Annotated in this window: 25 protein-coding genes and 1 tRNA gene; 12 read left to right on the top strand and 14 right to left on the bottom strand. The window is 63.9% G+C overall.

The genetic code is table 11. The features are described 5' to 3' along the window. Positions 1-19: 19 nt before the first annotated feature. From QA600_RS10105 to QA600_RS10075, 7 genes are all read left to right on the top strand, one after another. Complete coding sequence (locus QA600_RS10105) at positions 20-994, top strand: PstS family phosphate ABC transporter substrate-binding protein (RefSeq protein WP_278291814.1); 975 nt, start codon at positions 20-22, stop codon at positions 992-994. After that, positions 991-2,001 (top strand): phosphate ABC transporter permease subunit PstC, encoded by a 1,011-nt coding sequence (pstC, locus tag QA600_RS10100; protein WP_278291813.1) that lies wholly within the window; start codon positions 991-993, stop codon positions 1,999-2,001. The genes QA600_RS10105 and pstC overlap by 4 nt, the downstream gene beginning before the upstream one ends. Further along, positions 1,998-2,930: a phosphate ABC transporter permease PstA gene (gene pstA, locus QA600_RS10095; RefSeq protein WP_278291812.1), complete on the top strand. Its 933-nt coding sequence runs from the start codon at positions 1,998-2,000 to the stop codon at positions 2,928-2,930. The genes pstC and pstA overlap by 4 nt, the downstream gene beginning before the upstream one ends. Positions 2,931-3,134: 204 nt before the next feature. Beyond that, on the top strand, positions 3,135-4,130 hold the full coding sequence (gene pstB / locus QA600_RS10090) for a phosphate ABC transporter ATP-binding protein PstB (protein WP_278291811.1): 996 nt from the start codon (positions 3,135-3,137) through the stop codon (positions 4,128-4,130). Between the two features lie 176 nt (positions 4,131-4,306). Beyond that, on the top strand, positions 4,307-4,978 hold the full coding sequence (gene phoU, locus QA600_RS10085) for a phosphate signaling complex protein PhoU (RefSeq protein ID WP_278291810.1): 672 nt from the start codon (positions 4,307-4,309) through the stop codon (positions 4,976-4,978). A 600-nt stretch (positions 4,979-5,578) separates the two neighbouring features. Beyond that, entirely contained in the window at positions 5,579-6,046 is a 468-nt protein-coding gene (locus QA600_RS10080; protein WP_278291809.1) for a hypothetical protein, read from the top strand. Between the two features lie 3 nt (positions 6,047-6,049). Continuing rightward, positions 6,050-6,481: a hypothetical protein gene (locus QA600_RS10075; RefSeq protein ID WP_278291808.1), complete on the top strand. Its 432-nt coding sequence runs from the start codon at positions 6,050-6,052 to the stop codon at positions 6,479-6,481. An 87-nt stretch (positions 6,482-6,568) separates the two neighbouring features. On the opposite strand, the gene QA600_RS10070 is transcribed toward QA600_RS10075, so the two are convergent. The 5 genes from QA600_RS10070 to QA600_RS10050 all read right to left on the bottom strand — a co-directional run bounded on the left by QA600_RS10070 (position 6,569) and on the right by QA600_RS10050 (position 12,198). Beyond that, the gene (locus QA600_RS10070) at positions 6,569-6,958 is read right to left on the bottom strand and encodes a hypothetical protein (protein ID WP_278291807.1); all 390 of its coding nucleotides are present in this window, start codon (positions 6,956-6,958) and stop codon (positions 6,569-6,571) included. Beyond that, positions 6,958-8,628, bottom strand: a complete 1,671-nt coding sequence (locus QA600_RS10065; RefSeq protein ID WP_278291806.1) for an FAD-dependent monooxygenase — start codon at positions 8,626-8,628, stop codon at positions 6,958-6,960. Before QA600_RS10065 ends, QA600_RS10070 begins: the two co-directional genes overlap by 1 nt. After that, positions 8,625-10,205 carry an electron transfer flavoprotein subunit alpha/FixB family protein gene (locus QA600_RS10060; protein ID WP_278291805.1) on the bottom strand — a complete coding sequence of 527 codons (1,581 nt, stop codon included), beginning with the start codon at positions 10,203-10,205 and terminating at the stop codon, positions 8,625-8,627. The genes QA600_RS10065 and QA600_RS10060 overlap by 4 nt, the downstream gene beginning before the upstream one ends. Positions 10,206-10,207: 2 nt before the next feature. Next, positions 10,208-11,071 carry an electron transfer flavoprotein subunit beta/FixA family protein gene (locus tag QA600_RS10055; protein WP_278291804.1) on the bottom strand — a complete coding sequence of 288 codons (864 nt, stop codon included), beginning with the start codon at positions 11,069-11,071 and terminating at the stop codon, positions 10,208-10,210. Between the two features lie 248 nt (positions 11,072-11,319). Then, on the bottom strand, positions 11,320-12,198 hold the full coding sequence (locus QA600_RS10050) for a polymer-forming cytoskeletal protein (RefSeq protein WP_278291802.1): 879 nt from the start codon (positions 12,196-12,198) through the stop codon (positions 11,320-11,322). Between the two features lie 123 nt (positions 12,199-12,321). Between QA600_RS10050 and QA600_RS10045 the strand changes: the two genes are divergently transcribed. Then, entirely contained in the window at positions 12,322-12,531 is a 210-nt protein-coding gene (locus QA600_RS10045; RefSeq protein ID WP_005555805.1) for a DUF5800 family protein, read from the top strand. 72 nt (positions 12,532-12,603) lie between these two features. Here QA600_RS10045 and QA600_RS10040 read toward each other — a convergent pair whose 3' ends face one another. After that, the gene (locus QA600_RS10040; RefSeq protein WP_278291801.1) at positions 12,604-13,149 is read right to left on the bottom strand and encodes a hypothetical protein; all 546 of its coding nucleotides are present in this window, start codon (positions 13,147-13,149) and stop codon (positions 12,604-12,606) included. A gap of 103 nt (positions 13,150-13,252) precedes the next feature. Between QA600_RS10040 and QA600_RS10035 the strand changes: the two genes are divergently transcribed. Next, the gene (locus QA600_RS10035; RefSeq protein ID WP_278291800.1) at positions 13,253-13,606 is read left to right on the top strand and encodes a DUF192 domain-containing protein; all 354 of its coding nucleotides are present in this window, start codon (positions 13,253-13,255) and stop codon (positions 13,604-13,606) included. Here QA600_RS10035 and hpt read toward each other — a convergent pair whose 3' ends face one another. Then, positions 13,607-14,167 carry a hypoxanthine/guanine phosphoribosyltransferase gene (gene hpt, locus QA600_RS10030; protein WP_278291799.1) on the bottom strand — a complete coding sequence of 187 codons (561 nt, stop codon included), beginning with the start codon at positions 14,165-14,167 and terminating at the stop codon, positions 13,607-13,609. A 243-nt stretch (positions 14,168-14,410) separates the two neighbouring features. On the opposite strand from hpt, the gene QA600_RS10025 reads away from it, so the two are divergent. Next, the gene (locus tag QA600_RS10025; RefSeq protein ID WP_278291798.1) at positions 14,411-15,937 is read left to right on the top strand and encodes a (R)-citramalate synthase; all 1,527 of its coding nucleotides are present in this window, start codon (positions 14,411-14,413) and stop codon (positions 15,935-15,937) included. 184 nt (positions 15,938-16,121) lie between these two features. On the opposite strand, the gene QA600_RS10020 is transcribed toward QA600_RS10025, so the two are convergent. From QA600_RS10020 to QA600_RS10005, 4 genes are all read right to left on the bottom strand, one after another. Beyond that, a complete protein-coding gene (locus QA600_RS10020; RefSeq protein ID WP_278291797.1) occupies positions 16,122-16,319 on the bottom strand; it encodes a hypothetical protein in 198 nt (65 codons plus the stop codon). Positions 16,320-16,365: 46 nt separating this feature from the next. Continuing rightward, entirely contained in the window at positions 16,366-17,787 is a 1,422-nt protein-coding gene (locus QA600_RS10015) for a 4Fe-4S ferredoxin N-terminal domain-containing protein (protein WP_278291796.1), read from the bottom strand. 738 nt (positions 17,788-18,525) lie between these two features. Further along, complete coding sequence (locus QA600_RS10010) at positions 18,526-18,885, bottom strand: hypothetical protein (protein ID WP_278291795.1); 360 nt, start codon at positions 18,883-18,885, stop codon at positions 18,526-18,528. Between the two features lie 473 nt (positions 18,886-19,358). Further along, positions 19,359-19,443: transfer RNA gene (locus tag QA600_RS10005), tRNA-Ser, on the bottom strand. 125 nt (positions 19,444-19,568) lie between these two features. Here QA600_RS10005 and QA600_RS10000 point away from each other — a divergent pair. Continuing rightward, complete coding sequence (locus QA600_RS10000; RefSeq protein ID WP_278291794.1) at positions 19,569-20,540, top strand: MoxR family ATPase; 972 nt, start codon at positions 19,569-19,571, stop codon at positions 20,538-20,540. Positions 20,541-20,766: 226 nt separating this feature from the next. Here QA600_RS10000 and QA600_RS09995 read toward each other — a convergent pair whose 3' ends face one another. Further along, positions 20,767-21,177: a hypothetical protein gene (locus QA600_RS09995; protein WP_278291793.1), complete on the bottom strand. Its 411-nt coding sequence runs from the start codon at positions 21,175-21,177 to the stop codon at positions 20,767-20,769. Positions 21,178-21,367: 190 nt separating this feature from the next. Here QA600_RS09995 and QA600_RS09990 point away from each other — a divergent pair, with 190 nt between their 5' ends. After that, positions 21,368-21,595: a hypothetical protein gene (locus QA600_RS09990; protein ID WP_278291792.1), complete on the top strand. Its 228-nt coding sequence runs from the start codon at positions 21,368-21,370 to the stop codon at positions 21,593-21,595. Positions 21,596-21,618: 23 nt separating this feature from the next. On the opposite strand, the gene QA600_RS09985 is transcribed toward QA600_RS09990, so the two are convergent. Beyond that, the gene (locus QA600_RS09985; protein ID WP_278291791.1) at positions 21,619-22,272 is read right to left on the bottom strand and encodes a DUF3267 domain-containing protein; all 654 of its coding nucleotides are present in this window, start codon (positions 22,270-22,272) and stop codon (positions 21,619-21,621) included. Positions 22,273-22,425: 153 nt separating this feature from the next. Continuing rightward, a complete protein-coding gene (gene ppc, locus QA600_RS09980) occupies positions 22,426-25,116 on the bottom strand; it encodes a phosphoenolpyruvate carboxylase (protein ID WP_278291790.1) in 2,691 nt (896 codons plus the stop codon). Between the last annotated feature and the right edge of the window lie 348 nt (positions 25,117-25,464).

Genomic DNA, 25,464 nt, shown 5'->3' with positions numbered 1-25,464 from the left:
ATCCGCTAGGAGAGCACTGATGGGAAACGATCCGGGATCCGGTTCTGGCGGTGCGCTCTCGCGTCGCCACGTACTGCTCGGTACCGCCGGGGCGGGGCTGACGAGCCTGGCGGGGTGTCTCGTCCGCGGCCAGGACAGCGGTCTCGAGGGCGAGATCGTCGTCGACGGCTCGGACACGCTGTTGCCGAACAGTGCCGCGGTCGCGAGGCGGTTTCAGTGGGAGAACAACCAGGTTCGCGTCTCGGTCAGCGGCTCCGGAACGGGCGCCGGCTTTCAGAGCCTCTGTCGCGACGAGATCCACCTCAGCGACGCGAGCCGCGAGATCTACGAGGAAGAGGAGCAACTCTGTGCCGACAACGGCGTCGAGTGGCTCGAACTCGAGGTCGTGATGGACGGGATCGCGATCATGAAACACCCGGACAACGACTGGTGTGAAGAGTTGACGACCGAAGAGCTCAACGCACTCTGGGAGAGCGGCTCGGCGATCGAAACCTGGAGCGATCTCGACGAGGAGTGGCCGGACGAGGAGATCAGCTTCTACGGCCGGGACTCCGCCTCCGGCACGTTCGACTACTTCACCGAGGCGGTCAACGGCGAGTCCGGGAACATCCGCTCGGACTACACCGGCACCGCCGACACGAACATGATCGTCCGAGGCGTTCGGGGCAACGAACACGCCGTCGGCTTCGGCGGCGCCGGCTTCTACTACGAGAACGAGGACGAGGTCGACCTGATCGCCATCGACGACGGCGACGGACCGATCGAGCCGACCGAAGAGACGATCGAGGACGGCAGCTACTCGCCGCTGTCGCGGCCGATGTACGTCTACGTGAACCTTCAAGAGCTCGCCCGGGAGGAGTTCCGGGAGTTCATGCGATTCTACCTCGATAACACCCAGGAGACGGCCCTCGACGTCGGCTTCTACGGGATCCCCGACGACGTTCTCGAAGAACAGCGCGCGGAACTCGAGGAAGCGATCGAGAGGTACGCATGAGCTCCGAACGGATGGACCTCTCTCGAAACGGCAACGACGTCGGCACGCTCGGCGATCGGGTCGCCCGGTACGCCTTCTTCTCCTGTGCGTTCGTCACCGTGCTGACGACGATCGCGATCATCCTCGTGTTGATCAACGGCGCCGTCGGCTTCTTCCGGCAGGCGACGCTGGTCGAACTGCTCGGCGACGCCGTCTCGGCCGGCTCGGTCGGCGGCGCCGCCGACGCGATCGGCGAGGGGCTCGCCGCGCAGGTAACCGTCACCGAGTTCCTGTTTGGCACCGACTGGTCGCCGCTGATCGAGCCGACGAGCTACGGCGTGCTCCCGCTGGTCTGGGGGACGCTCGTGGTCACCGTCGGCTCGGCGCTGATCGCGGTCCCCGTCGGCACGCTGACCGCGATCTACCTCTCGGAGTACGCCGACGAGCGCGTGCGCCGCACGCTCAAGCCGATCCTCGAGATCCTCGCCGGGATCCCGACGATCGTCTACGGCTTCTTCGCGCTCTCGTTTATCACGCCGATCATCCAGTTCTTCTTCCCGCAGACGGGGACGTTCAACGCGACGTCGGCCGCGATCGTCGTCGGGATCATGATCATCCCGATGATCTCCTCGCTCTCCGAGGACGCGATGAGCGCGGTGCCGGACTCGCTTCGCAACGCCGCCTACGGGCTCGGCGCGACGAAACTCGAGGTGTCGACGCAGGTCGTCCTCCCCGCGTCGCTATCGGGGATCCTCGCCGCCTACGTCCTCGGACTCTCGCGGGCAATCGGCGAGACGATGGCCGTCGCGCTCGCGATGGGGATGTTGCCCCAGATCACCACGAATCCTCTAGAGGAGATGCAGACGATGACGGCGTACATGGTTCAGGTCGGGATCAGCGACGTTTCGGTCGGTTCGATCCAGTACCAGAGCCTGTTCGCCGTCGGGCTGACGCTGTTCGCGATGACGTTCGCGATGAACGTCCTGAGCATGTGGGTTCGGTCGCGCTACCGGGAGGAGTACCAATGAGCACGGATACCGACGGGGAGTTCGAGTTCGACGGATCGGCCATCGAGCGCAAACGTCTCTACGGGAAGGTCTTCCTCGGGCTGTGCGTCTCCGCGGCGATGGTCGGCATCGTCGCCCTGATCGCCCTGCTTGCGGACGTGATCTACGAGTCGTGGGGGTGGCTCACCTGGGAGTTCCTTACCTACCCGCCCTCGCAGGTCGCCGAGCACTTCGACCCCGAAAACTACGGCGCTCTCGACACCGGACCCGCCGGGATGTATCCGGCCATCGTCGGCTCGATCTACCTGATCGTGCTGACGGCGGTGTTCACGCTCTTCCTGGGCGTGGGTGCGGCGATCTATCTCGAGGAGTACGCCCCCGACAGCCGCCTCACGCGGTTCATCGAGGCCAACATCACGAATCTGGCGGGCGTCCCCTCGATCGTCTACGGCCTGCTCGGCCTCGCGATGTTCGTCCGGGCGCTCCAGACGGGCGCGAGCCTGATCGCTGGTGCGTTGACGCTGACGCTGCTCATCCTGCCGATCGTCATCGTCTCCTCCCAGGAATCGCTCCGTGCGGTACCGGACTCGATGCGCCAGGCCTCCTACGGGACCGGGGCGACGAAGTGGCAGACGATTCGCAACGTCGTGCTCCCGGAAGCGGTTCCCGGCATCATGACGGGGATCATCCTCTCGCTGTCCCGCGCGATCGGTGAGACGGCCCCGATCCTGATGGTCGGCGCGGCGGTCTCGATGTTCACGCCACCGGATCTGACCTCGCCGACGGGTGCGTTCAGCGCGATGCCGATGATGATCTTCGAGTGGGCCTCCCAGCCCGACGCGGCGTTCCAGCATATCGCCGCCGCGGGGATCGTCGTGCTCCTGACGATTCTCCTGTTGATGAACGCGGCCGCCGTCCTCATCCGAAACAAGTACGATCGGCGAGCCTGACTTCCTTCCACGACTGAAGTCGTGGGCTTTCTCCTCGAATCTCTGTAACGCACTGCCTCTATACTCCGCTCCGTTCGGTCGATCGCCGCATATTCCCCGGAGCGGGCGACAGAGGGAGCCAGCCGCCAGAGAGTCGGTAAAAACTATAGCACTATATAGAGGACATAGCATGGTATTTAGGGATACCACGCCTTCACCGACGTGATGAGCGACGAGACGGGCGACCGACGAACCGGGCTACGATCGACGCTCGCATCGGTCGGCTCCGACCGCGGGCGTTTCGCAATAGGTAACTTGCTCAGCACCAATGCCGAGACAACCGGCATGACTGCAAACAGCGGCTCGAAGGCGGCCGAGACGACGGCAGCCGAACGAACGACCGACGCTGGCGCCGACTCCGGAGCCGAGATGTCGGCCGCCGACAGACCGCTCGGCTCGCCTCGTGTCGACGACGCGATCATCGAGTCTCGAGATCTCGACGTCTTCTACGGAGACACGCAGGCCCTTCAGGGGATCAACATGGACATTCCCGAGAAGCAGGTGACGGCCCTCATCGGCCCCTCGGGCTGCGGGAAGTCCACCTTCCTGCGGTCGATCAACCGGATGAACGACCTGATCGACGTCGCTCGCGTTGAGGGCGAACTCCACTTCCACGGAAAGAACATCTACGACGACGACGTCGACCCCGTCGCCCTCCGGCGAAAGATCGGCATGGTCTTCCAGAAGCCCAACCCGTTCCCCAAGTCGATCTTCGACAACGTCGCCTACGGCCTGCGCGTCCAGGGGAAAGACGACGATATCGAGGAGAAGGTTCACCAGGCACTCGAGCGCGCCGCGCTTATCGACGAGGTCGAAGACAAGCTAGACGAGAGCGGTCTCGACCTCTCGGGCGGACAACAACAGCGGCTCTGTATCGCCCGCGCGATCGCGACCGATCCGGAGGTTATCCTGATGGACGAACCCGCCTCCGCGCTGGATCCCGTCGCGACCTCGAAGATCGAGGACTTGGTCGAGGAACTCGCCCAGGAGTACACCGTCGCGATCGTCACCCACAACATGCAGCAGGCGGCCCGGATCTCCGATAAGACCGCCGTCTTCCTCACCGGAGGCCACCTCGTCGAGTTCGACGACACGAACAAGATCTTCGAAAACCCCGAAAGCGACCGGGTCGAGGACTACATCACCGGCAAGTTCGGTTGATCGCTTCGGTCGAGTTCGGTCGTCCAGTCCGTTCTCCCGATCCCCGAGAACGGCCGCTCGTTCGATAGACCACAGCATCGAGATCACTCTATTTGATACCGTACGCTTCGGTTTGCGGCCGGGTCGGTGGTGCTACAGGCGCAAGCTACATCAAGACGGAACGAACTGTGTCTGGTATGGCCAGAAAGTCGTATCAGGAGAAACTCACGGAGCTCCGCGGTGACGTCCTCTACATGAGCGAGGTCGTCATGGAGCGGCTCCGAATGGGACTGTCCGCCCTCGAGCAGAAGGACACGGAGCTCGCCACGCAGGTAATGGAGGGCGACAGCGAGGTCAACGAGCTGTACCTCGACCTCGAGCAGGAGTGTATCGAGCTGCTGGCGCTCCAACAGCCCGTCGCCAGCGACCTGCGCTTTATCGCCTCGACGTTCAAAATCATCACCGACTTGGAGCGGATCGGGGATCTCGCGGTCAACCTCGGCGAGTACACCCACGAGGCCAAACACGACCGGTTTCCGGACGTCGACGTCCAGGCGATGGGCGAGCTGACCCTCGAGATGATCGAGGACGCGATGCTCGCGTACGACGAGGAGGACACCGATGCCTGCCGGGAGCTCGCGGAGCGCGACGACAACGTCGATCAGTTCGCCGAGCGGGCAAGCGGGGTCGTCGTCCGGGACCTGATCGAACGGGAGCTCGACTCACCAGACGAGGTCGAGCGGATCCTGCAGGACGTCTCGCGGCTGCTGCTGACGATCCGGGACTTGGAGCGGGTCGGCGACCACGCGGTCAACATCGCCGCCCGCACCCTTTACATGGTCGAGAACGACGACGAACTCATCTACTGACGATTTTGTAACTAGCAACTTGATCCGTTACGGCTGTTCTAGGACGTATGGATCGACTGCCAGCTTCTCAGTAAAACTGGTTTCTTATTCCACAAAGTACTTCCCATCAGAATTACTAGAAAAATATAATGAGTTTTTATTTTAAATATCAATAGTAGAATATGTGTGGGTATGGGTAGAAGGGATAACCCACTGACCAGACGTAGCGTACTGAAAGCGACGAGCGTAGTCGGGTTTACTGGCACAGCGATTGGAACTGTATCAGCCGATGCAGACACGGATGAGGGCGCAGAGACGGGTTCAGTATCGGGATCGATGACTCTGTCTGCAAACAATGCTATGTCGAACAACGAGTTTGGGCAGTACGTGAGTGACGTAGTCCGAAACAACCCACCAGGACAGGCTCGAAGACTGCTACCACCAGACGTTCCCGTTCCAGAACAGGCTGGTACAGCCAGTTTTGACGACGACAACAGCGTCGACTCCCTCTCGAACTCCAGTCCGAGTGAGAGAAACTTCGCACGCCAGGAAACATGGGATTCAGATGTTAAGGAAATTCACTCGGACAATACAGGCCAATAAATGGGATCGACGCGGCATATGGCGACCCTGTACGAAGGAGAATATACTGATCCGGACGGGAAGAACGTCTTTTCGATCTGGCATATGTCGCGGTCGGATTTCTCCGATGCTACGACGAACACGAAAGTAGAAGAGATGGATAATGGGATTGATCTCCCCTCAAGTAAGGAGTTGTATACGTACGAGCCTCAGGATACGATTTCTTCTGATGGGATGCCGATCGATATCGAAGTTTCCCGTGGGCTAATGAGTCTCGAAACCACGATTAATGCTGGCGGTGGAACAATCAAACCGTCCGCCTGGACCTCGACAGGATATGGTTCCTCGTACGATCTTCTGTTTAGAGGCTGTACGACGGGCGATGACGGTACTGTACTCATGAACGGGCTCACACTGATTACGACGGACGATACCTACGTCTCCAGATGGGGAAGTGACTGGGAATGGCATACACTTTTGAACGCGAGCTTAAATTGTTTCTATTGAAGGATGGAAAAATATAGTTCGATAAGCCGACGCACTGTGCTCGGCAGCGGCGTCGCAGCTGTTGCCGTAACTGGAGGCTGCCTGGGTCAAACGTCCAGCGAGTCGAGTACGGAGTGTTCGTTCCCGAACGAGACGCCGTTCGAGACCGAGGCGATCAGTCAACTGACCGTTCGATCCGAACGGCTCGCGGCCGATTCGGAGACCGACTTCGGAATCAGCGCCGTCCTCGAGACGGATCCCGACTCGGTCGACCTCCTCGAGGTCAGAGCGACGGACGGAACTATCCGAGCCGCAACGGCGGTCACCGAGGCCGAGACGACGATCACCTGGCGGCACGGTTCGGAGCCGCCGTCCGGCGTGCGCTACGACCTGTACGCGCGCTGGGCGGGCGAAACCGTCGACCGATCGACGATCTCGGCGACCTGTTCGGGCTGACGAGCGTCTGTAGCGAACGTTCGCGTCCGACCCCTCGAGTCAACCCTCGGCCCGCCGTCGGCGAGTCGATCCTCGGCGCACCGACGACTACCGACTCGCCCTCGCCGATCGGGTTCGCCGCTCGGGAACGCCCGTCAGCAGCTGGGCCGTATCGACGACGTTGCGCGTCTCGAGCAACAGCTCAGCGGCCTGGCGGACCGTAAAGTCGGCCTCGAGTTCGACGCCGTGACACCGGGCGTAACACTCGAGCCAGTCGTTCATCGCCCGCTCTATGGCCGCAAACTCGGCTTCCGAGAACGCGACGAGCCGGCCGCCGGTTCTGGCCTCGACGTAACACCAGATCGCCTGGCCCGCCCCCTCGCGGAGGTACTCGCGGGCGGCTTCAGGGTCAGCGGCCGACTCCTCTGTCTCGAGGCGTTTCCGGTCGCGTTCGGCCCGTCGGGCGAGCGCGGCGATCCTGGGTCCGTACCGACTCATCACCCTTGGCGGTACTCGACGCCCTTCCCGCCGCGGGGGTGCTCCCAGGCAGTGTCGGCGACGATCGCGCAGGTGCCACACTCGACGCAGGGCTGGGTGTCGAGGCTGACGAGGGTTTCCTCGTCGCCGTTCGTCTTCACCTGCTCCGTGCGGTAACAGCCCCCACCGAACGCCTCGGCGCTGACGGGGCAGGCGTAGACGGCGGCTCCGCTGGCCTTGACGGAGGCATCGCGCAGCTCGATGTGGGGGTTGCCGACGTCGGTGTCGTAGGTGAGGTCGCCGATCCGTTCCTCGAGGGTCGGCGGCTCGGCGTCGTTCTTCCAGCGGATGCTCTTCCCGCGGGCCTCGCCGATCACCGTCGGCACCGTCGTGTACCCGGTCCGGGTGTCGGGTAGCATCGACACCAGGAACGGCGAGTTGTACGCCCGCTCGAGGACGCGATCGGCCAGCGGGTTCCCGAGCGCGACGCTTCCGAGCGGGGACTCGAGGACCCGGTCGACGACGTTCGTGACCGTCTCGCGCTCGCCGACGGTCCGGGCGAGTTCGTACTGCTTCGGGCGGAGCTTTGCCATCGTCCCCGAGTCCTCGAGCAGTTTCGCGTAGCGCCGTCCCGCGGCCTCGGGGTCGGCGTTGCCCCGCGTGATCGCGAAGGCGTCGGCCGCCAGCGCCCCGGCCGTAACGGCGTGGTTCATCCCCTTGATGATCGGCCCCTGGGCCTGCATCTGGCCGGCGGCGTCGCCCACGAGGACGAGCCGATCCCGATAGGGCTCGCGGTGGGCGACCTTCTTCGAGTCGGGGACGAGCTTCGCGGCGTACTCCCGCTCGTCGTACCCGTCGCCGATCCAGTGGGCCATCACGGGATGGGTCAGCAGGGCGTCGAGCAGCTCGTGGGGTTCGGCCTGCTCGGCGACGAGGCTATCGAGGTGGAAGACGGTCCCGATCGACAGCGACTCCTCGTTGGTGTAGAGAAAGCCACCGCCGCGGACGTCCTCGAAGAGATCGCCCGAGAACAGGTGGGCAACCCCCTCGTTGTCGTCGATCCCGAACCGGTGGTTGACCGCCTCGGGATCCATATCGACGACGGCCTTGACGCCCTGGAACCACTCGTCGGGCTCCTCCCAGTCCATGAGCCCGGCCTCACGGGCCAGCTCGGAGTTGACGCCGTCGGCGGCGACGATCAGGTCGGCCTCGATCGGGTCGAGTTCGTCGCAGGTGACGCCGACGATCTCACCGTCTTCTCGGAGGAGGCCGTTCACCCGAACGTTCGTCAGGACGCCCCCGCCCGTCTCGCTGGTCTTCTCGTGGACTCGGGCCTCGAGCCAGGAGTCCATCTTCCGGCGGAGCACGGCGTCACACCAGTCGGTGTCGTGCTCGTGGAGGTCGGTTAGGTCGTACGTCTTGACCTTGTCGCCGGCGATGTTGTGGATCCGGTAGTCGGTGACGGGGCGTTCGGCTGCTTCCTCGCGGAAGCCGTCGAACAGGCCGTCGATCGTGTAGGGGGCCGAGTCCTCGGCGTAGATCAGCCCGCCGGAGACGTTCTTCGAGCCCGCCTCGACGCCCCGCTCGAGGACGAGCGTCTCGACGCCGTGTTCGGCGAGCCTGGCCGCGGCGGCCGCACCGCCCGGACCGCAGCCGACCACGACGGCCTCGTAGTGTTCGTACTCGCTCATTGCTGGTCACCCCCACTCCCGTCGGCGACGGCCTCGAGTCTCGTCTCCCCGGATTCGACCGCTGCCGTGAGCCTGGGGAGGACCTCGAACAGGTCGCCCTCGATGTAGTAGTCGCTGAAGTCCCGGATCCGCGCGTCGGAATCCGTGTTGATCGCGACGATCGTGTCGGACTCGTCCATCCCGACCTTGTGCTGGACCGCCCCGGAGACGCCCGCGGCGATGTAGAGGTCGGGAGCGACGACTTGGCCGGTTTCGCCGATCTGGCGTTCCTCCTTCGAGTACTCCTCGACGTGGCCCTCGAACTGGTAGGCCGAGGTGACGATCCCCCGTGTGATGCCGAGTTCGGCGTCCTCGAAGGCGCCGACGAGCTCGAGCCCGAGCTCCATCCCCCTGGTTGGGTCGTCGGCGATCCCCCGACCCAGACAGACGATCACCTCGTGGCCGGCCAGGTCGATCCCGGCCTCGAGCTGATCGTGCTCGGTGATTTCGACGCGGAACCAGTCATCCTCGAGCTCCATGTCGTGCTCGATCACGAGCCCCTCCCGATCGTAATCGGGTTCGATCGGGTCGAAACTCCCGGGAATGATCGAGGCCCCCTGCGGGTGGAAGTCCCGACCCGGATTGTCGAGACAGAGGATCGTGGAGTACTCGAACCCCGAGAAGTCGGGCCGTTTCATGTGCAGGACCTTCTCGAAGGTCTTCTTGACCCCCGGCTCGCCGGTCTTGACCGGATTGGAAACCTCGTTCTCCTCGATGTAGAGGTCCGAACAGTCGGAGGCGAGCCCGGAGTCGAGCTCGGCCTGCACCTTCGCCGAGAGATCCCGCCCGTTGTTCGTCGCCGGGAACAGGACGTAGCGGGGCTCGTCGTACTCGCGCCAGTCGGTGCTCTCGACCGTCCCCTGGCCGCGGGCCATGTGGGCCGCGATCTCCGTGTAGGGCTTGTGCAGGAACCGCTCGAGACGAGTATCGTCGTGGTAGACCGCGACGTCGGCGCCGTAGGCGATACACTTCTCGGCCAGGTCCTCGCAGTCGTCACCCATGAGGAAGGCGACGACGCGCTCCTCGCTTCCGTAGTCCTCCTCGAACTGGTCCATCAGCTCTCGAGCCTTGCCGAGCATCTCCCGCGAGACCTCGAGCAGCTCTCCCTGCTGAGTTTCGCAGAACACCCACATATCGGCGTACTCGCCGCCGTCGAGCGCCCGAACGTGTTTCTTGTCCCGCGTCGGGTGGGAGAGGCCGTCGTCCTCTTCCTCGCCCTCGGCTGCCGATTCGTCGTCCGCGCCTGCGTCTTCGTCTCCTTCGTCGACCTTCTCTACCTCCTCGCCTTCCGCTTCGTCGCCGACGTCTTCTTTCGTCTCCTCGTACTCGCCTTCCGTCTCGGTGTCACCCTCGAGCCCCTCGGCCTCGCCCGCTTCGCCGAGCGCCTCGAGCCGACGGTGGATCGCCTCGCGGGCGGTCTTGCGGTCCTTGCCCGCCTGTTCGGCCTCGAGGACCGTCTGCAGTTCGTCGACGTCGTCGAGCGTCTCGAGCTCCTCACCCAGTTCGTCGGCTGTGTACTCGTCGGGATCGAGTGCCATCGTCAGTCACCTCCCGCAAACGGTTGCAGTTCCTCGAGGACGGGCTCCATCGCCGCGCCGTCGTCGGGGTCGATCATCGTCGCCTCCCGCTCGGAGGGCGCCTTCGGGATCGGGTCGACCGAGGAGACGATCGTCGGCGAGCCGTCGAGCCCGATGTAGTCTGGATCGAGATTGAGATCGGCGTGATCCCACGTCGTCAGGTGCTCGTCGTGCTCGGCGGCCCGCTCTTGTGTCTCCGCCCGAAGCCGTTTGTGGGTCAGCCTGTGGGCAGCCTTCCGATAGGTGGGCTCGAACTCCGGATCGGTGACGACCATACATGGCAGGGGCGCCTCGACGGTTTCGATCTCGTCGACGTCGCCCTCGACGAGTCGCTTCGCGCGGAGTCGGCGTTCGTCGGGGTCGATATCCAGCGCGATGACGTGGGTGACGATCGGCCACTCGAGGGCCCAGCACGTCTGGGGCCCGGTCTGACCGGTCTCTCCGTCAGCGGTTTTGAACCCCGCGAAGACGAGGTCGACGTCGGCGACCTCCTCGCGGTACTTCTCGATCCCCGAGCTGACGGTGATCGCCGTCGCCCACGTGTCGGAGGCCGCGAGCTCCCGGTCGGAGAGCAGGTAGCTGTCGTCGGTGTATACCGACTCCATCGCCCCCTCGAGCACCTCGGCGTAGCCGGGCGGCCCCATGCTCATCCCGCTGACGTGACCCCCGTGGCGGACTCGAGTCTGGAGTGCCGCCTCGAGCGCGAACGCGTCGTTGGGGTTCATCACCGTCGGCGTCTTCCCCCGTTCCAGGTGGCCGTCCTCGTCGAAGGAGACCGCGCCCTCCGAGAAGTCCGGTACGCCTTTCGTCAACACGATCGATCGCACGATCTCACCTCTCTTTGGTAATTGATCTCTCGCACCATACTCGACTCGTGCTAACGCAACTGACACTATTAAGAATGCGGGTCGAAATCGCCAGGAGAGAGATCGGTTGGAAATCGATCCGAGACGATCGAAACCGCTCGGTCGAGGACTTCCGACTCCTCCCGGTGGACGAACGCCGGGTTCTCAGCCTCGAACGTATCGAGAACGTGTCTCGAAGGCGACCTCCCGTGCTTGCAACCGCGTCCCGATTACTCGAGGTCGCGCTCGGTCGTCCCCATCGTGATCTCGCCGTCGGCCCGGATCGAGCCGTCGACCTCGGCGCCCGGACCCAGCTCAAGGTCCGAACAGGAGACGTCACCCAGGATCCGCGCGCCGGGCTCGACGACGACGTCGCCGCTGCGAGTGGTCAGATCGCCGTGGATGCGGGTCCCCTCGCCGACGGTCACGTCCTCGCGGGCCCGCAGGCTGCCGAAGATATTGCAGTCCTCGCCGACGTCGATCGACTCGGCGCGGATGTTGCCGTGGAGCCGACAGTCGTCACCGATCGTCGCGGGCGTCGAGACGCGCCAGGCGTCGTCGCTCACCGTCGCGTTACGGGGGACGATCAGTGGGTCGGGAACCGGCTCCGCCTCGGCGTCTTCGTCCTCGTCCTCATCGTCGTCGACGAGCTGGGAGACGAGCCGCTGGGCCGCGTCCTCCTCGCCGATCAACAGGAGCTGTTTGAGGTAGACGAACAGAAAGACGATCGTCGGCATCGGGTTCCGGATAACGATCCAGCCGTTGGCCTCGAACCCCTCGTCGATCTCGACGTCGTCGCCGATATCGAGGTCGCCGGCGACCTTCATCTCGCCGCCGATGTGGACGCGCTCGCCGATGTAGGCGTCCTGACCCACCAGAACGTTGTCGGCGACGTCACACCACATGTCGAGCCGACAGTCGGCCTCGGCCTCGATGTCCCCGCCGAACTCGGCGCTCTCGCCCGCGAGGACGTTCCGGCCGCGAACGCCGAACTCGACGGTCGAGCGGGCGCCGACGAGGACGTCACCGTCGGTCTCGAGGGCGACCTCCTTGGCTTCGGTCCCGTCGGGGACGACGAGTTCGTCGAGCGGATCCCTGCGAAACGCCACGTTCGCAATCAATGTGAGTACCAGGTAATAAATCTCGCGCGATTCGACGGCGGGTGCGGCAGCGTCCGAGTCTGCGCGACCACAGGCGTCCGGTTTTTATCGGGGGATCGCCTACGGTCGAGTATGACGACGCTTGCGTTCGACGACGATGGAGTCGATGTCGTGTACGAAGGCACCGAGTTCCGCCTCGAGCGGGAACTCATCGAGGAAGCCACCGAAAAATCCTACTACGACGTGACCGACCACGAGGTGCTCAAGATCGTCGCCGAGCAGCCGAACCTGCAGGGCGAGCCCCGGCGGGTCGGCGACATCCTGCCGCGCGGGAACAACTGAGTTCCGTTCTCACATCGACCGTACGTTCTCGCGCGATCGTGTGACTGCGTTCGACGACCCACAGCGGGACGCTTATTCGTCGGCGTCGTATCGTTCGGCCGCCGACTCGAACCCGAGCTCGTCCAGTTCGCGTCCGCGTCGGCCCTCGAGTTCGGCGACTGCCTCCGGCTCCGGTGTGACGTCGTCGGTGAGACGGGCCCACGAGCTGTGGACCTTCGCGTGACACCACCGACAGAGATAGACCGTGATCTCATGTGAGAGTTCGTCGGGCTCGCTCGCCGACGCGCTCCCGTCGGCGTACGAGAGGTGGTGTTCCTCGAGCAGCGGTCGCTCGTCGTCGTGAGCCAGCCGTTTCTCCTCGAGGCCACAGCGGACACACTCCCGATCGCGGTTTCGCGACCGAAAGTGGGGACAGTCGGCCGGCGTCTCCTCGCGCTCGGGGTCGTGGACGGGACAGGCGTACTCCTCGGCTGCGCGCTCGCGGGCGAACGCCGGGTCAGCGTCGGGCCGTTCGAAGGCGTACCGACACCGTCCGTCGTCGGTACAGCGGTCGCAGACGCCGGCGAATGCGTAGGGGTCGTCGACGCCGACGGACGTTCCTCGCGGCGTTTTCTCCATCGCCGTCCCGTTGGCGAGCGCGACGTTTCAATCCCTCGCCACTCACCGCTCACCGCTCGAGTTCGACGGGAAGCTTTTACCGCCGCGGTGGGCACTCGAGGCCGTGCGACTGCGCCACCACCCGAAGACAGGAGCAGCCCGCCAGCTGGCCGGGACCGTCGAGACGGCAGACTCCGCGCCAGCTCAGCTCCGCGGGCTCATGTTCTGTCGCTCGCTTCCCGAGGGATACGCGCTCGCGTTCCGGTTCGGGTCGGCGCGGCCTCGCGACGTCCACATGCTGTTCGTGTTCGTTCCGCTCGACGTGATCTGGGTCGTCGACGGCGTCGTCGAGCGCGTCGAACGGCTCCAGCCATGGCGGGGGATCGCCCGTGAGCGGGCCGACCTGCTGCTCGAGCTGCCCGCCGGGGCAGCCGACGGCGTCGAGCCCGGCGACGAGCTGGTTCTCGAATCGGCCTGATCACTCGGCGATCTCGAGTCTGCCGTCGACGACCCGGACATCGAACAGAGCCGTTACCGATCTATCGAAGGTTTCGCGGTCGCGGTCGACGCGCCGGAGGACGACCGCGACGTCGACGAGGTCCGCGCCGACGTCCTCGAGGGCCGCACAGACGGCCTCGATCGTGTGGCCCGTCGAGAGGACGTCGTCGACGAGGACGACCCGATCGCCGGCCTCGACCCCGTTCAGGAAGAGTTCGCTCTCGCCGTAGCCGGTCTTCTGGTGGATCGCGACCTCGTCCGGGAAGCCGTAGGCGCGCTTGCGGACGACGACGAAGGGGATCCGGGTCGCCGTCGAGAGCGCCGTCGCGTGATGGATCCCCATCGCCTCGGGCGCGACGAGGACGTCGATGTTTTCGAAGTCGATCCGCTCGCGGAAGCCGGCGGCAACGGCCTCGAGGACCTCGGGCTCGACGATCGGAATGCCGTCGGTGACGCCGTGGACGAAGTAGTCGTAGCCGTCGCGGTCGACGACGGGTGCCGAACGGAGCGACCGCGCGAGCGGCTCCAGCGTAGGGTCCATGCCGTGGGCTACGCTGGGCTCCCCGATGGTCGTTGGGGTCCCTCGCGTCGAACACCGACGCCGATGTGACAGTTCGTTAATGGATGCAGATGGTGCCGTGACCGGCGAGGTTAAGTCGTCCCGTCCGAATAGGTCGGGATACGATGGCACGAGATTCGTTCTCAACGCCGGAGTCCGAGGATAGAGGAAGTCGGGGCAACCCGGCTGGGCGCGAAATTCCAGGGCGGAAATAACCCTTCCTTCGTGACTACGACTCCGGAGCAGACGATCGCAGCCGACCGTACAGTGCGCCTTCTCGATACGACGCTTCGCGACGGCGAACAAGCCCCGGGTGTCTCGCTTTCCCCCGACGAAAAGGTCGAGATCGCCCGCGGGCTCGAGCGAGCCGGCGTCTCGGTCGTCGAGGCCGGCAGCGCCTGTACCGGCGCGGGCGAGCGACAGGCGATCTCGCGGGTGACCGACCTCGACCTCGAGGCGACGGTCACGAGCTTCTGTCGCGGGATGGCCGGCGACGTCGACCTCGCGCTCGACTGTGACGTCGACGGCGTCCACGTCGTCGTCCCCGCCAGCGACCGCCACGTCGAGGGGAAGGTCGGCACCTCCCGCGAGGACAACCTCGCGAAGACGGCCGATCTCGTCGAGTACGCCACCGACCACGACCTCTGGGTCGAGGTCATTGGCGAGGACGGCTCCCGGGCCGATCTGGACTACCTCGAGGAGCTGATGGGGACGGCCCTCGATGCGGGCGCCGATCGGACCTGCTTCGCCGACACCGTCGGCCACACGGGTCCCGAGCGCACCGCCGAGGCCGTCTCCCGTCTGGCCGAACTGGGTCCCGTCAGCGCCCACACCCACGACGATCTGGGTCTGGGCGTCGCGAACGCGATCTCGGCGGTCTCGGCTGGTGCAGACCTCGTTCACTGCACGGTCAACGGACTGGGCGAGCGCGCCGGCAACGTCGCCCTGGAGGAGGTCGCGATCGCCCTCGAGCACGTCTACGGCGTCGAGACGGTCGCGCTCGAGGAGCTGTACGACCTCGCACAGCGCGTCTCGCGGGCGACGGGCGTCCCGCTACCGCCGAACAAGGCCGTCGTCGGCGAGAACGCCTTCACCCACGAGAGCGGGATCCACACCGACGGCACCCTCAAGGACGACAAGATGTACGAGCCCTACGCGCCCGAAACCGTCGGGCGAGAACGGCGGCTCGCACTGGGTAAACACACGGGCCGGGCCGGCGTCGCGGCGACGCTCGAGGAACACGGCGTCGAGGCCAGCGGCGACGAAGTCGCCGAGATCGCCACCCGCGTCACCGAACTCGGTGATCGTGGCCGCCGGGTTACGGACGCGGACCTGCTGGCGATCGCCGAGGACGTCACCGGTGACGACCGCGAGCGCGTCGTCGAACTGCTGGACCTCACCGCGACCAGCGGTGGCGCGGTTCCTACCGCGAGCATCCGCCTCGATGTCGACGGCGAGGAACGGGTCGCCAGCGGTACCGGTTCCGGACCCGTCGACGCCGCCGTCTCTGCGGTCCGGGAGGCGCTTGGCTCGATGGCCGACGCCGAACTCGAGTCCTACCACGTCGACGCCGTCACCGGCGGGACCGATGCCGTCGTTACCGTCGAGGTAACGATGGTTCGGGACGATCACTCCGTGACCGTCGCCCGTAGCGAGGCCGACATCACGCGGGCGAGCGTCGAAGCGATGGTCGACGCGCTGGATCGGCTGCTCGGTCATGACACCCAGCCGCTCGCACCGGCCGACGACTGATACGGTTCACTGTACGTCAGTCCCGGCGTACCCGCGACCCGTGCGGCGGTTGCGCCGGGACATCGGTACAGCAATCCGTATGAGGCGGGCTGCTGTTTCGATCTCCCGGCACGACCGCGGGACGGCTCGCGGGCTTCCGGGCTGACGGGCAGTACTTCGTCCCGACATCGGCACGACTCGATTTTTAGTGGAAGGGCTGACGATCGAGCACGCCCCAGGGGTTGAACAGGTAGACGCCCGCGAGAAAGAGTGTGAAGACGAGCACGAACAGCTGGAGTACCGCGTCGATCCCGAACGCCGTCACCGGGTACAGCATGTACGCGATCAACGCCGCGACGGCGACCCACAGCGTCCCGACCGCGACGCGCTGGCGGAGTTCCATACCGGGGGATTCCCCTCGAGCGACATGAAGCTCTCGAAGGCCGCCCTCACAGCGAGAGATCCGTGTCGCCGACGGTTCCCTCGTCGAGGACGTCCTTGCGGTTGTCGAGCTGTCCGACGTCGTCGTAGGCGACCGGGCCTGGAACCTGCTCGGCGTCCGGCCCCGGCTCGTTGCCGAGGTAGAGGACGTTCGGATCGGTGTTGTACTCCTGGAGGAGCCGGAACGTCGAGTCGGGCTCGCCGTACTCGCCCCGTAGGAGCCGCTCGGCCTCCTCTTCGGTCAGCCCGTCCTCGTCGTCCTCCTCGGCGGGCTCCTCCTCGCCCTCGAGGACGGCGATGGCGTCCTGTAGCTCCTCGTCGTCCGGGTCGTGTTCGATGGCGCGAGCGAGCGGGACGTTGTCGACGTAGCGGCGGGGGTCGCTGTCGGGATCGTTCATGTCGCCAAACTGAATCGCCCCCGGCGGACAGGCCTCCTCGCAGGCCGTCGTGCCGACCATCTCGTCGCCCATGTTGCCGTCCTGACGGGCCGGATCGAAGACGCACTTCTCCATGACGCCGCGAGGACCCCGGCCGCTGACCCAGCGGTCACGCTGGTCGAACATCATCTCCTCCTCGAGCTCCTCGGAGGGGGCGTCGACGTCGGGTTCGCCCCACTGGAAGTAGTTGACGCCGTAGGGACAGGCGACCTGGCAGTACCGACAGCCGATGCAGACGTCGTAGTCGGTGAGCACGAGCCCGCCCTCGTCGCGGGTGTGACGTGCCGTCGTCGGGCACACCTTCTCGCAGGGGGCGTCCGTACAGTGCTGGCAGGGTCGGATCAGATAGTTGAAATCCCGCGTCCCCTCGAAGTCGTCGGCGTCGGGCGACTCGACGGTGCCGTCATCGTAGGCGAGGATGTAGATCCAGTTCGCCCCCTCGTTCCAGTTGTGCTCCTGGTTGCACGCGACCACACAGGAGAGACAGCCGTCGCAGGTCTCGAGGTCGAGCGCCATCCCCCACTGAACGCCGTCACCATCTTCCCCATCCTCGCCTTCGTTTTGGGCCGCGACGATGCCGGGTTCCGCCCCGTCCCCGTTCTCAGCCGTGCCCCAGGCGCCCAGTCCGACGGCGGCTGCACCGGCACCCATCTTCTTCATCGCCCCTCGGCGCGAGTCCTCGCCGCCGTCTCCGAACCGCTCGAGCATTCCCGAGAGCGTGCCCTTCGCCTCCCGTTTAGCGTTCTCGTAGGCCTCCTTCGTCGGCCGCTCGTCCTCGCCGAACTCCTCGAGGACGTCCTCGTGATACCGCTCGTGGAACGCGGCCTCCGAGAGCTCGCCCTTCGTGACCCGCATGGCGTCCTCGGCCATCGCCATCCCGAGATCGGCGTCGTACTCGGTCTCCTCGAGCATGGCCCGGAAGTCCTCCTCGGCGGCGTCTCCGAGTGGGTGGAACGGGTCGTCCCCGAGGCCGCCCTCCTCGTCGGAACTCATCGTGGTCGCTCACCTCGTCTCGCCGTCGGGAAGTTGCTCATTTCTGACATTGGGTCCGCTCGGGACTCCCTCCCATAGCTGCAGGGATAAAGCGGTCCCCTGCGAGTGATGGGTTCCCATACCGAGGTCGGCGAGTAGTACGGAGCCGAACGGTCGGTGGAGGGCTCGAGCGGACCGCTCGGTGGATTCCGAATCGAGATCCGTAGTCGATACGGCGCGCACCATTCGGAGCAGCAGTCGGACAGTTACTTCGCTCCCAGACTCCTGTGGAGACTCCTCTCTGTGCGGCGAACGAATCGTCGAGGGCTGCTTAGTGAAGAGCGACAACCCGCTACGTATCCATGATCGCCGCTTCACGGTCTTCCTCGCGGCGCTGACGACTCGAAACGTGAGAAAAGAAAGCTCCTAACGGAGATAGGTCTGAACTACGTCCACGATACGCTCGGTGCAGCTCCCGGTGAGACGGCCTTGCCACGCAACGAGGTCCTCACGACGCGGAGAGTGTACCGCCCACGGAGAGGCAAAGAACTCTCGCGGGACACCACCCGTCTCCCAAACCGCTGGCCGAAGCGCGATGGAGTGATCGTACTCCTTGGCCGAGATCGCGACTGCAAGATACTGTTCCTCGCTGAACGGATGCTTCCGGTTGCTAACGACCAGCCACGGCCGCTGTTTCTCACTACCGAGTTTAAACGGATCTCGGCTTCGAACGACATCACCTCGTTCGGGCCGTATCGATTAGGAGTCCTCGTTCGGGTGTGGTGTATCGGGAGCGGCCGCATCCCACCCTTCGGGATCGATACCGCCATCGTCCTCATCGAGACGAGCGCTCGCAGTACGAAGATCATATGCTGCGGCAACTCGGTCCTCATCCTCTGTGAGGGCCCAATACTCGCCTTTGTGTCGCACGAGGTTGCGTTCTTTGAGCCTCGAGAGAGCGGTTCCGACGGTGTTTGGATCGGCATCGATCGCTGCCGCGATTTCGGCTCGAGTGAAGGCTTTGTCCCGCTGTCCGTACAGGTAGGTGACCACCGCTTCCGGTACGCTCGGGCCCTGTGGGAGGTCACCGGATTCGAACTCGTCGATACTCACGGGCATATAACGTACTTTGTGTGCTAATGTAATTAGTGTGCTGAAGTATCAGCTTACTTCTATTTTTGTTGATATTAAGTCTCACGCTCAGTTTGACCGTCACCGTTTCGGACGTTAGCGCGAGTTGAACCACAGAAATTCCGCTCGCGTCACTCCCTGGTTCAAACTCCCCAATGTCGTTTCTGTGCTGCTGAAAAGCGCCGAGAGGGAGATTTGAACCACGGTCGTTTCGCTCGCGGCGCTCGCTTCACTCTCTAGTTCAAATTCCGTCGTCGCTTTGCAGCAACGAGTAGTTCGCGCCGCTACGCGTCGCTCACGGGGTTGTTGCTTCAAAAGCGCCGAGAGGGAGATTTGAACTACGCCCGAGAACCTGCGCGAAGCGCAGAACCTCGGTCTAATTCAAATCTCTGACGTCGTTTACAGCGACCAGATGACTCGCGCCGCTACGCGTCGCTCGTCGGTTGTGGTCGCTGCAAAAGCGCCGAGAGGGAGATTTGAACTCCCGAGTCCGTGAGGACAGCAGATTTCGAATCTGCCGCCTTGGCCGGGCTAGGCTATCTCGGCTCACCCCTATCTACCGCGGTGACGTTTTTATCCGTTTCGAATCGTCGCGCCGTCTGGGAACCGATGGCTTGCGGACGTGACAGCCGGGGGAAAGACGTTTCACGCGAGCCTCCGAGGTCGACGCCATGGACGTCACCCAGGCCAGCCGCGAGTGTTCGGCAGTCCTCGAGGAGATCGGCGACGCCGTCGTCTGTGACCGCGACTTCCTCGAGGAGGTCCTCGTCGGCGTCGTCGGACGGGGCCACGTTCTCCTCGAGGATGTCCCCGGGACGGGCAAGACGCTGACGGCTCGCAGCGTTGCTACTGCGCTCGGACTTTCGTTCTCCCGGATTCAGTTCACGCCCGATCTGTTACCGACCGACGTCACGGGTACGCACGTTTTCGACGAGCGCGACCGAAGCTTCGAGTTCAACGAGGGCCCGCTCTTTGCCAACATCGTGCTCGCCGACGAGATCAACCGCGCGCCGCCGAAAACCCAGGCCGCATTGCTCGAGGCCATGGAGGAGGGCCAGGTCACCGTCGACGGCGAGACGCGCCCGCTGCCCGATCCGTTCTTCGTCATCGCGACCCAGAACCCCGTCGAGCAGGAGGGAACGTTCCCCCTTCCCGAGGCGCAGGTCGATCGCTTCCTCGTCAAGACGTCGATGGGGTACCCCGACGCCGAGGGCGAGGTCGAACTGCTGCGACGACGCGCGAGCCGCGAAGAGGGAAGTCCGACCGTCTCGACGGTGCTCGAGCCCGAAAAGATCGACGCGCTCCGACAGGTTCCCGAGACGGTCCGGGTCGAGGCGGACCTGCTCGAGTACGTCACGGCCGTCGCCCGCGAGACCCGCACCGACGGCCGCGTGGAGGTCGGCGTCTCCCCGCGGGGCACCCAGCGGCTGTTCGAGGCCGCCCGCGCGTACGCGGCGCTGGTCGGTCGGGAGTACGTCACGCCCGACGACATCAAGCGAGTTGCGGAACCCGTCCTCGCCCACCGGCTCGTGTTGACCCCCGACGCGACGGTCAACCGGGTAGAAAAAAGCGCAGTCGTCGAGAGCGTCCTCGAGAGCGTGCCGGTACCGACGCTCGAGGTATCGGAGTCCGGTGATTCGTGACGGGCGATGGGATCTCCCGCGGCGGAATAGCCGGACAATTATCCTGTGGCACCGGTGAAAACCGTTGACACCGATAGGAGCCGTGTACTGATACTGATGGACAGAAGTCAGTGAGACGTCGATCGCGAATTAAACATCGGAAACGACAGGAGGGAAGCCGCACCGAACCAACCACCGATACTGAAACTGTCTGGTAGCATCTACCCGATCGCGATACCACCTCCAATCAACACAGCGGCCAAGACAGCGTAGATCCGCATTCCGTATAAAATACGAACGGAAGATAGTGAGCTCCAACGACAAGTAGAAACGCTGGGTAGAACCAATTTACGTTGTAAATAGTCGCTGCACCGATGACTGGAATCAAAATTGGGACGATGAAAGCGACTTGCATCGCCAGCCCACTGAGCGGGTTTTCGCTATGAACCGTAGTTGGGCGACCACTGATTCGTAGTACAAGTTGTGTGAGTGGAAAGATAAAAATTCCTCCGATCACGAGTGTAATAATCCCGACCTGAACCGATAGCAACGTCCCGAGGCTAGCAGAGAGTAGCCAAACCACACCCGAAACAGCTTGCCCAATGGTTCCGTTGGCATATACTGTACGCATTTCTCGTTGAGCATGGGTGACTTCCATAGCCCGTTTGTTATCTACGAGTTGTAAGACTCTCGTCACATGGCAGGAGGCTGAGGTCGTGAGTCGTGGACAGATGGCTCTGTTGAAAACCATGCGTGATTGATAGAAATCGCACGCTGCATACAGAGCGCGTATGCAGCGGCGGCAAAATTAAATAACTCTATTGAGATATAACGCGCGATATACACAGATGGCACTAGATGCTCTCAATGCATATCAGATCGCTGGAATTGCCCTGATGGGTGCTGGCGGAGCGAATTTCGCGCTGAATGCCAGGTGGGGTGAGGCCTTTGCCGAACACGGAACGGAGGTTGTAGCGTCGATCATCGCTGGCGACTTGCTTGCCCTCACCGTGTTCGTTGGCCTCGGCTATCTTGTCTACAAGCGCGGAGATAAGAAGAACCGCGATGAAGGATAAAACACCCCTGCGTCTTTGGCACATCAGTTCGGTTCGAACACGTACATGGTATCTATGTTGACATCGTAGAAGACTGTTCCCTGGGGCATCCGATAGAACCGCCAGAAAGCGTAGATGTCGCCCATCGAACCGCCGGTATTCAATGCCAGGGCGAACAATGCCGACGTGGCAACCAACGAGTTGGGCACCGCGAGCAACGGCAGACAGACGACCGTAATAATCGTCAACGGTGCGATCCCAACCCAAAGATTGTGCTCGCGGGTATGGAACTGGTGAAACACCGCTGCGTACACCGCCCCAAACTGCCAGTAGACACCGTAGTTCACGTCGTAGCCGTAGCGCTGGAACACCACGCCGTGGAGCAGTTCGTGGACCACGGCGACGGTCAGAAACGCGACTACCAGGGGGATCGCCATCCAGACGAGATCGAAGCCGGTGCCGATCCCCTCCTCCGTCTCGATTTCGAAGACGAAAACCAGTGCCTCCTGGCCCTGTAACTGGAGCAAAAGCCACCCGTAGACGACGACCGAGAGGATCCCGAGTACCGTCGAACCCACAACGAGGACCAGTTTGGGATACTCGAACTGATAGGGGTCGTTGTACCCCTCTGGTGTCGGTGGAGGAGAGACGCCATCCGCTTCGGCTTCAGCCGCAGCAATCGGATCCTCGTCAGTCATCGTATACTACCTGTATCTAATCGAAAATTACTCTTTGTGTATATCCAACTGTTACGCTCTCTGGAATCGCCGAACTCCTCTCCGTGCTGTGTACCTCCTCTGCATGCAACACGACACGCAAACCCTCTCACCGGTTGAGGGTTTCATCAGCGCCTATCCGGTGTTCTTCATCCCCGCGGCGATCCCCTTCACCGTCAGTCGCAGGGTTCGCTCCTCGATGTCGGTGCGGTGGGTGCGATCGAGCAGGTAGACCTGCAGCAGGTTCAGCGGATCGACGTAGGGGTTTCGTCGCTCGAGGTTCTCGCCGAGCCAGTCGCGGGTGTGAAGCTCCTCGCGCCCACCGATCGTCGTCACTAGCTCGGCCGCACGCTCGTACTCCTCGCTCAGCCGCGGGAAGAACCGATCGCGGAGGTCGGCGTCGGCCATTCCCGCGTAGGTCTCGGCGATCTCGAGTTCGGTCCGGGACAGCGAGAGCGCGGCGTTGTCAAGCGTCGTGCGGAAGAACGCCCACTCCTCGTACATCTCCTGGAGGGTCTCCTCGGAGCCACCGTCCTCGAGGTAGGCATCGATCCCCGTCGCGAGGGCGTACCAGCCCGGCAGGATACACCGCGACTGCGTCCAGGAGAACACCCACGGGATCGCCCGCAGGTCCTCGACGGTGCGCTCGCCGGATCGCGAGGCGGGTCTGGAGCCGAGGTCGAGATCCTCGATAACGGTGATCGGCGTCGCCTGCTCGAAGTACCGGACGAACCCCTCGCTCTCTAAGAGGTCGCGGTACTCCTGGCGGGCGGCGTCGGCCATCGTCTCCATCGCCTCGATCCACTCCTCTTCGATCGCCTCCTCTGGCCGTTGCTCGGCGTAGAGGCGGGCCCGGAGCTGGGCGTTCAACATCTGCTCGATGTTGCGCTCGGCGATCCGTGGGTTGCCGTACTTCTCGGCGATCGCCTCACCCTGTTCGGTGAACTTGACCTGGCCCGTCACCGTCGAGTTCGGCAGCGCGAGCAGCGCCTCGTTCATCGGTCCGCCGCCTCGCGAGATCGAGCCCCCGCGGCCGTGGAACAGCCGCATCGTCACGTCGTAGTCGTCGCAGATCTCGCCCAGTCGGCGCTGGTTTTTGTACAGGGACCAGTTCGCCGCGAGGAAGCCGTTCTCCTTGTTCGAGTCGGAGTAGCCGAGCATAATCTCCTGCGTGTCGCCGCGAGCCTCGAGGGCCTGGACGTACGCCTCGTTCTCGAACAGCGTCCCCATGATCCGGCGGGCGCCCGAGAGCGCGTACTCGGTCTCGAGCAGCGGGACGATGTCGAGCCCGCAGTGTTCGGGCAGGGAGACGACGCCGGCCTGGTCGGCGAGGAAGAGGACCTCGAGGACGTGGCTGGGCTCTTCGGTCATCGAGATGGCGTAGGTGTCGATCGCGTGGACGCCGTACTCGGTCTGCCAGTCGCCGAGCTCGTCGAACAGCGTCAGTACCCGCTCGGAGTCCTCCGAGAGCCCGTCGGTGTCGGTGAGGTCGATCACCGGGTCATCCTGCAGGACGGCGTCGGTCAGGAGTTCGACGCGCTCGTCCTCGTCGAGCCCGTGGTAGTCGATCCCCTCGCGCTCCAGTGCCGCGGCGATGGCGTCGGTGTGTTTCTGCTGGTGGTCCCGCAGGTCCATACTGGCGAGCGAGAAGCCGAACGTGGCGACCCGCCGCCGGATCGGATCGACGTGGGCGTCGACGACGCTCTCGGCGCCGTTGTTCCGCAGACTCTTGGCGACGACCTCGAGGTCCTCGAGCAGCTCGTCGACCTCGTCGTAGCCGCCTGGACGGACGTCACCGACGCGATCGAGACGCTCTCGCATGAGCTTGAGCTTCTGACGGTACGGCTCGCCCGGGTATCGGTCCTGTGCGGTGCGGGCGCTACCGGGAAGCAGCTCTCGGTCGTCCTCGAGGCTGGCCTCGAACTCCGGCCCGACGTCGATCCGGCTCCCGTCCTGGCTCAACACGCCCGAGAGTCGCTTGAGCTGAGTGCGGTACTGCTCGAGAACGACCTCCCGTTGGCGCTCGAGGGTGTTCGCGGTCACCTCGGGGGTTACGTAGGGGTTGCCGTCACGGTCGCTGCCGGCCCACGAGCGAAACTCGAACAGCTTCGGAATCTCGAGGCTGTGGCCGACCGCCTCGTCGATGGCGTCGTCGAGTTCGTCGTACACCTCGCCGACGACGTCGAACAGCGTGTTCTCTAGGTACCACTGGACGTTGCGGGCCTCGTCGGCGACCTCCGGCTGGCGCTTGCGGACCTGGGGAGTCTGCCAGAGGCTCGTCACCTCGGCGTCGACGTCCCGCCAGACCTGATCGCGCTCCTTGTCGGTCAGCAGCCGTTCGTCCAGGGTCTCGAGGTGGGTGGCGATCGTCCGCAGCTTCGATTTGACCGTCTTGCGCCGGGCCTCCGTCGGGTGGGCGGTGAACGTCGGTTCGATCAGCACGTCGTCGAGGACCTGCTGGACCGTCTCGACGTCGGTCTCGGCGAGCTCGGCCGCGGCCGTCTCCAGACTGTCCTCGAGGGTCTCCTCCTGGGAACCGGTTCGGATCGAGCGGACGCGTTCGCGTTCCTCGGCGAGGTTGATCAGCTCGAAGTACGTGGTAAAGGCCCTGGCGACGACTCGCTGCTGATGGGGCGAGAGGTTGTTGAGCTCCGTAGCCAGGGGCTCGCGGGACTCGAGGTCCCCCGAGCGGTAGTCGATCGCGGTGGTCCGGCACGATTCGACGGTCTCGAACGCCCGTCGCGAGGTCTGATCCTCGAGGACGTCTCCCAGAAGCGCCCCGAGCTCGCGGACGTCACGGCGAACAGTCCTGTTATGCAGTGTCATTGCAGGGTCGTACGGACCGTAGCATAAAAATCCCGGGAGCATCCCGAAGCATTGCCTCACGCATCTTTTTCCCTGATAGTTGCGCCAGGCGGCACGAACTCGGCGGTCCCGAGTTCCGAACGAGCCCTCTCGAGTGTCGTCATCTCGATTTATTCTCTCAGTAGACTTTCTGAAAAGGCTATTGATTTGTTATTCTATGATTCTACGAATTGGACAGAAAAATAGAATGGAATTTCGTCGTAGATATCGTCCTGGTGTCTGAATGTCGTATATCCGAATCTGGGCTTCATTTCTGCTACTGGCCGCCAAAGGACATATTTCGTACGCGAACAGCTTTCTTGGCAACGA

Source organism: Natronococcus sp. A-GB1 (assembly GCF_029688845.1).
In the GTDB taxonomy this organism is placed as follows: domain Archaea; phylum Halobacteriota; class Halobacteria; order Halobacteriales; family Natrialbaceae; genus Natronococcus.
Note: the sequence above shows the minus strand (reverse complement) of the source record. Positions and strands in the feature narration are given on the sequence as shown.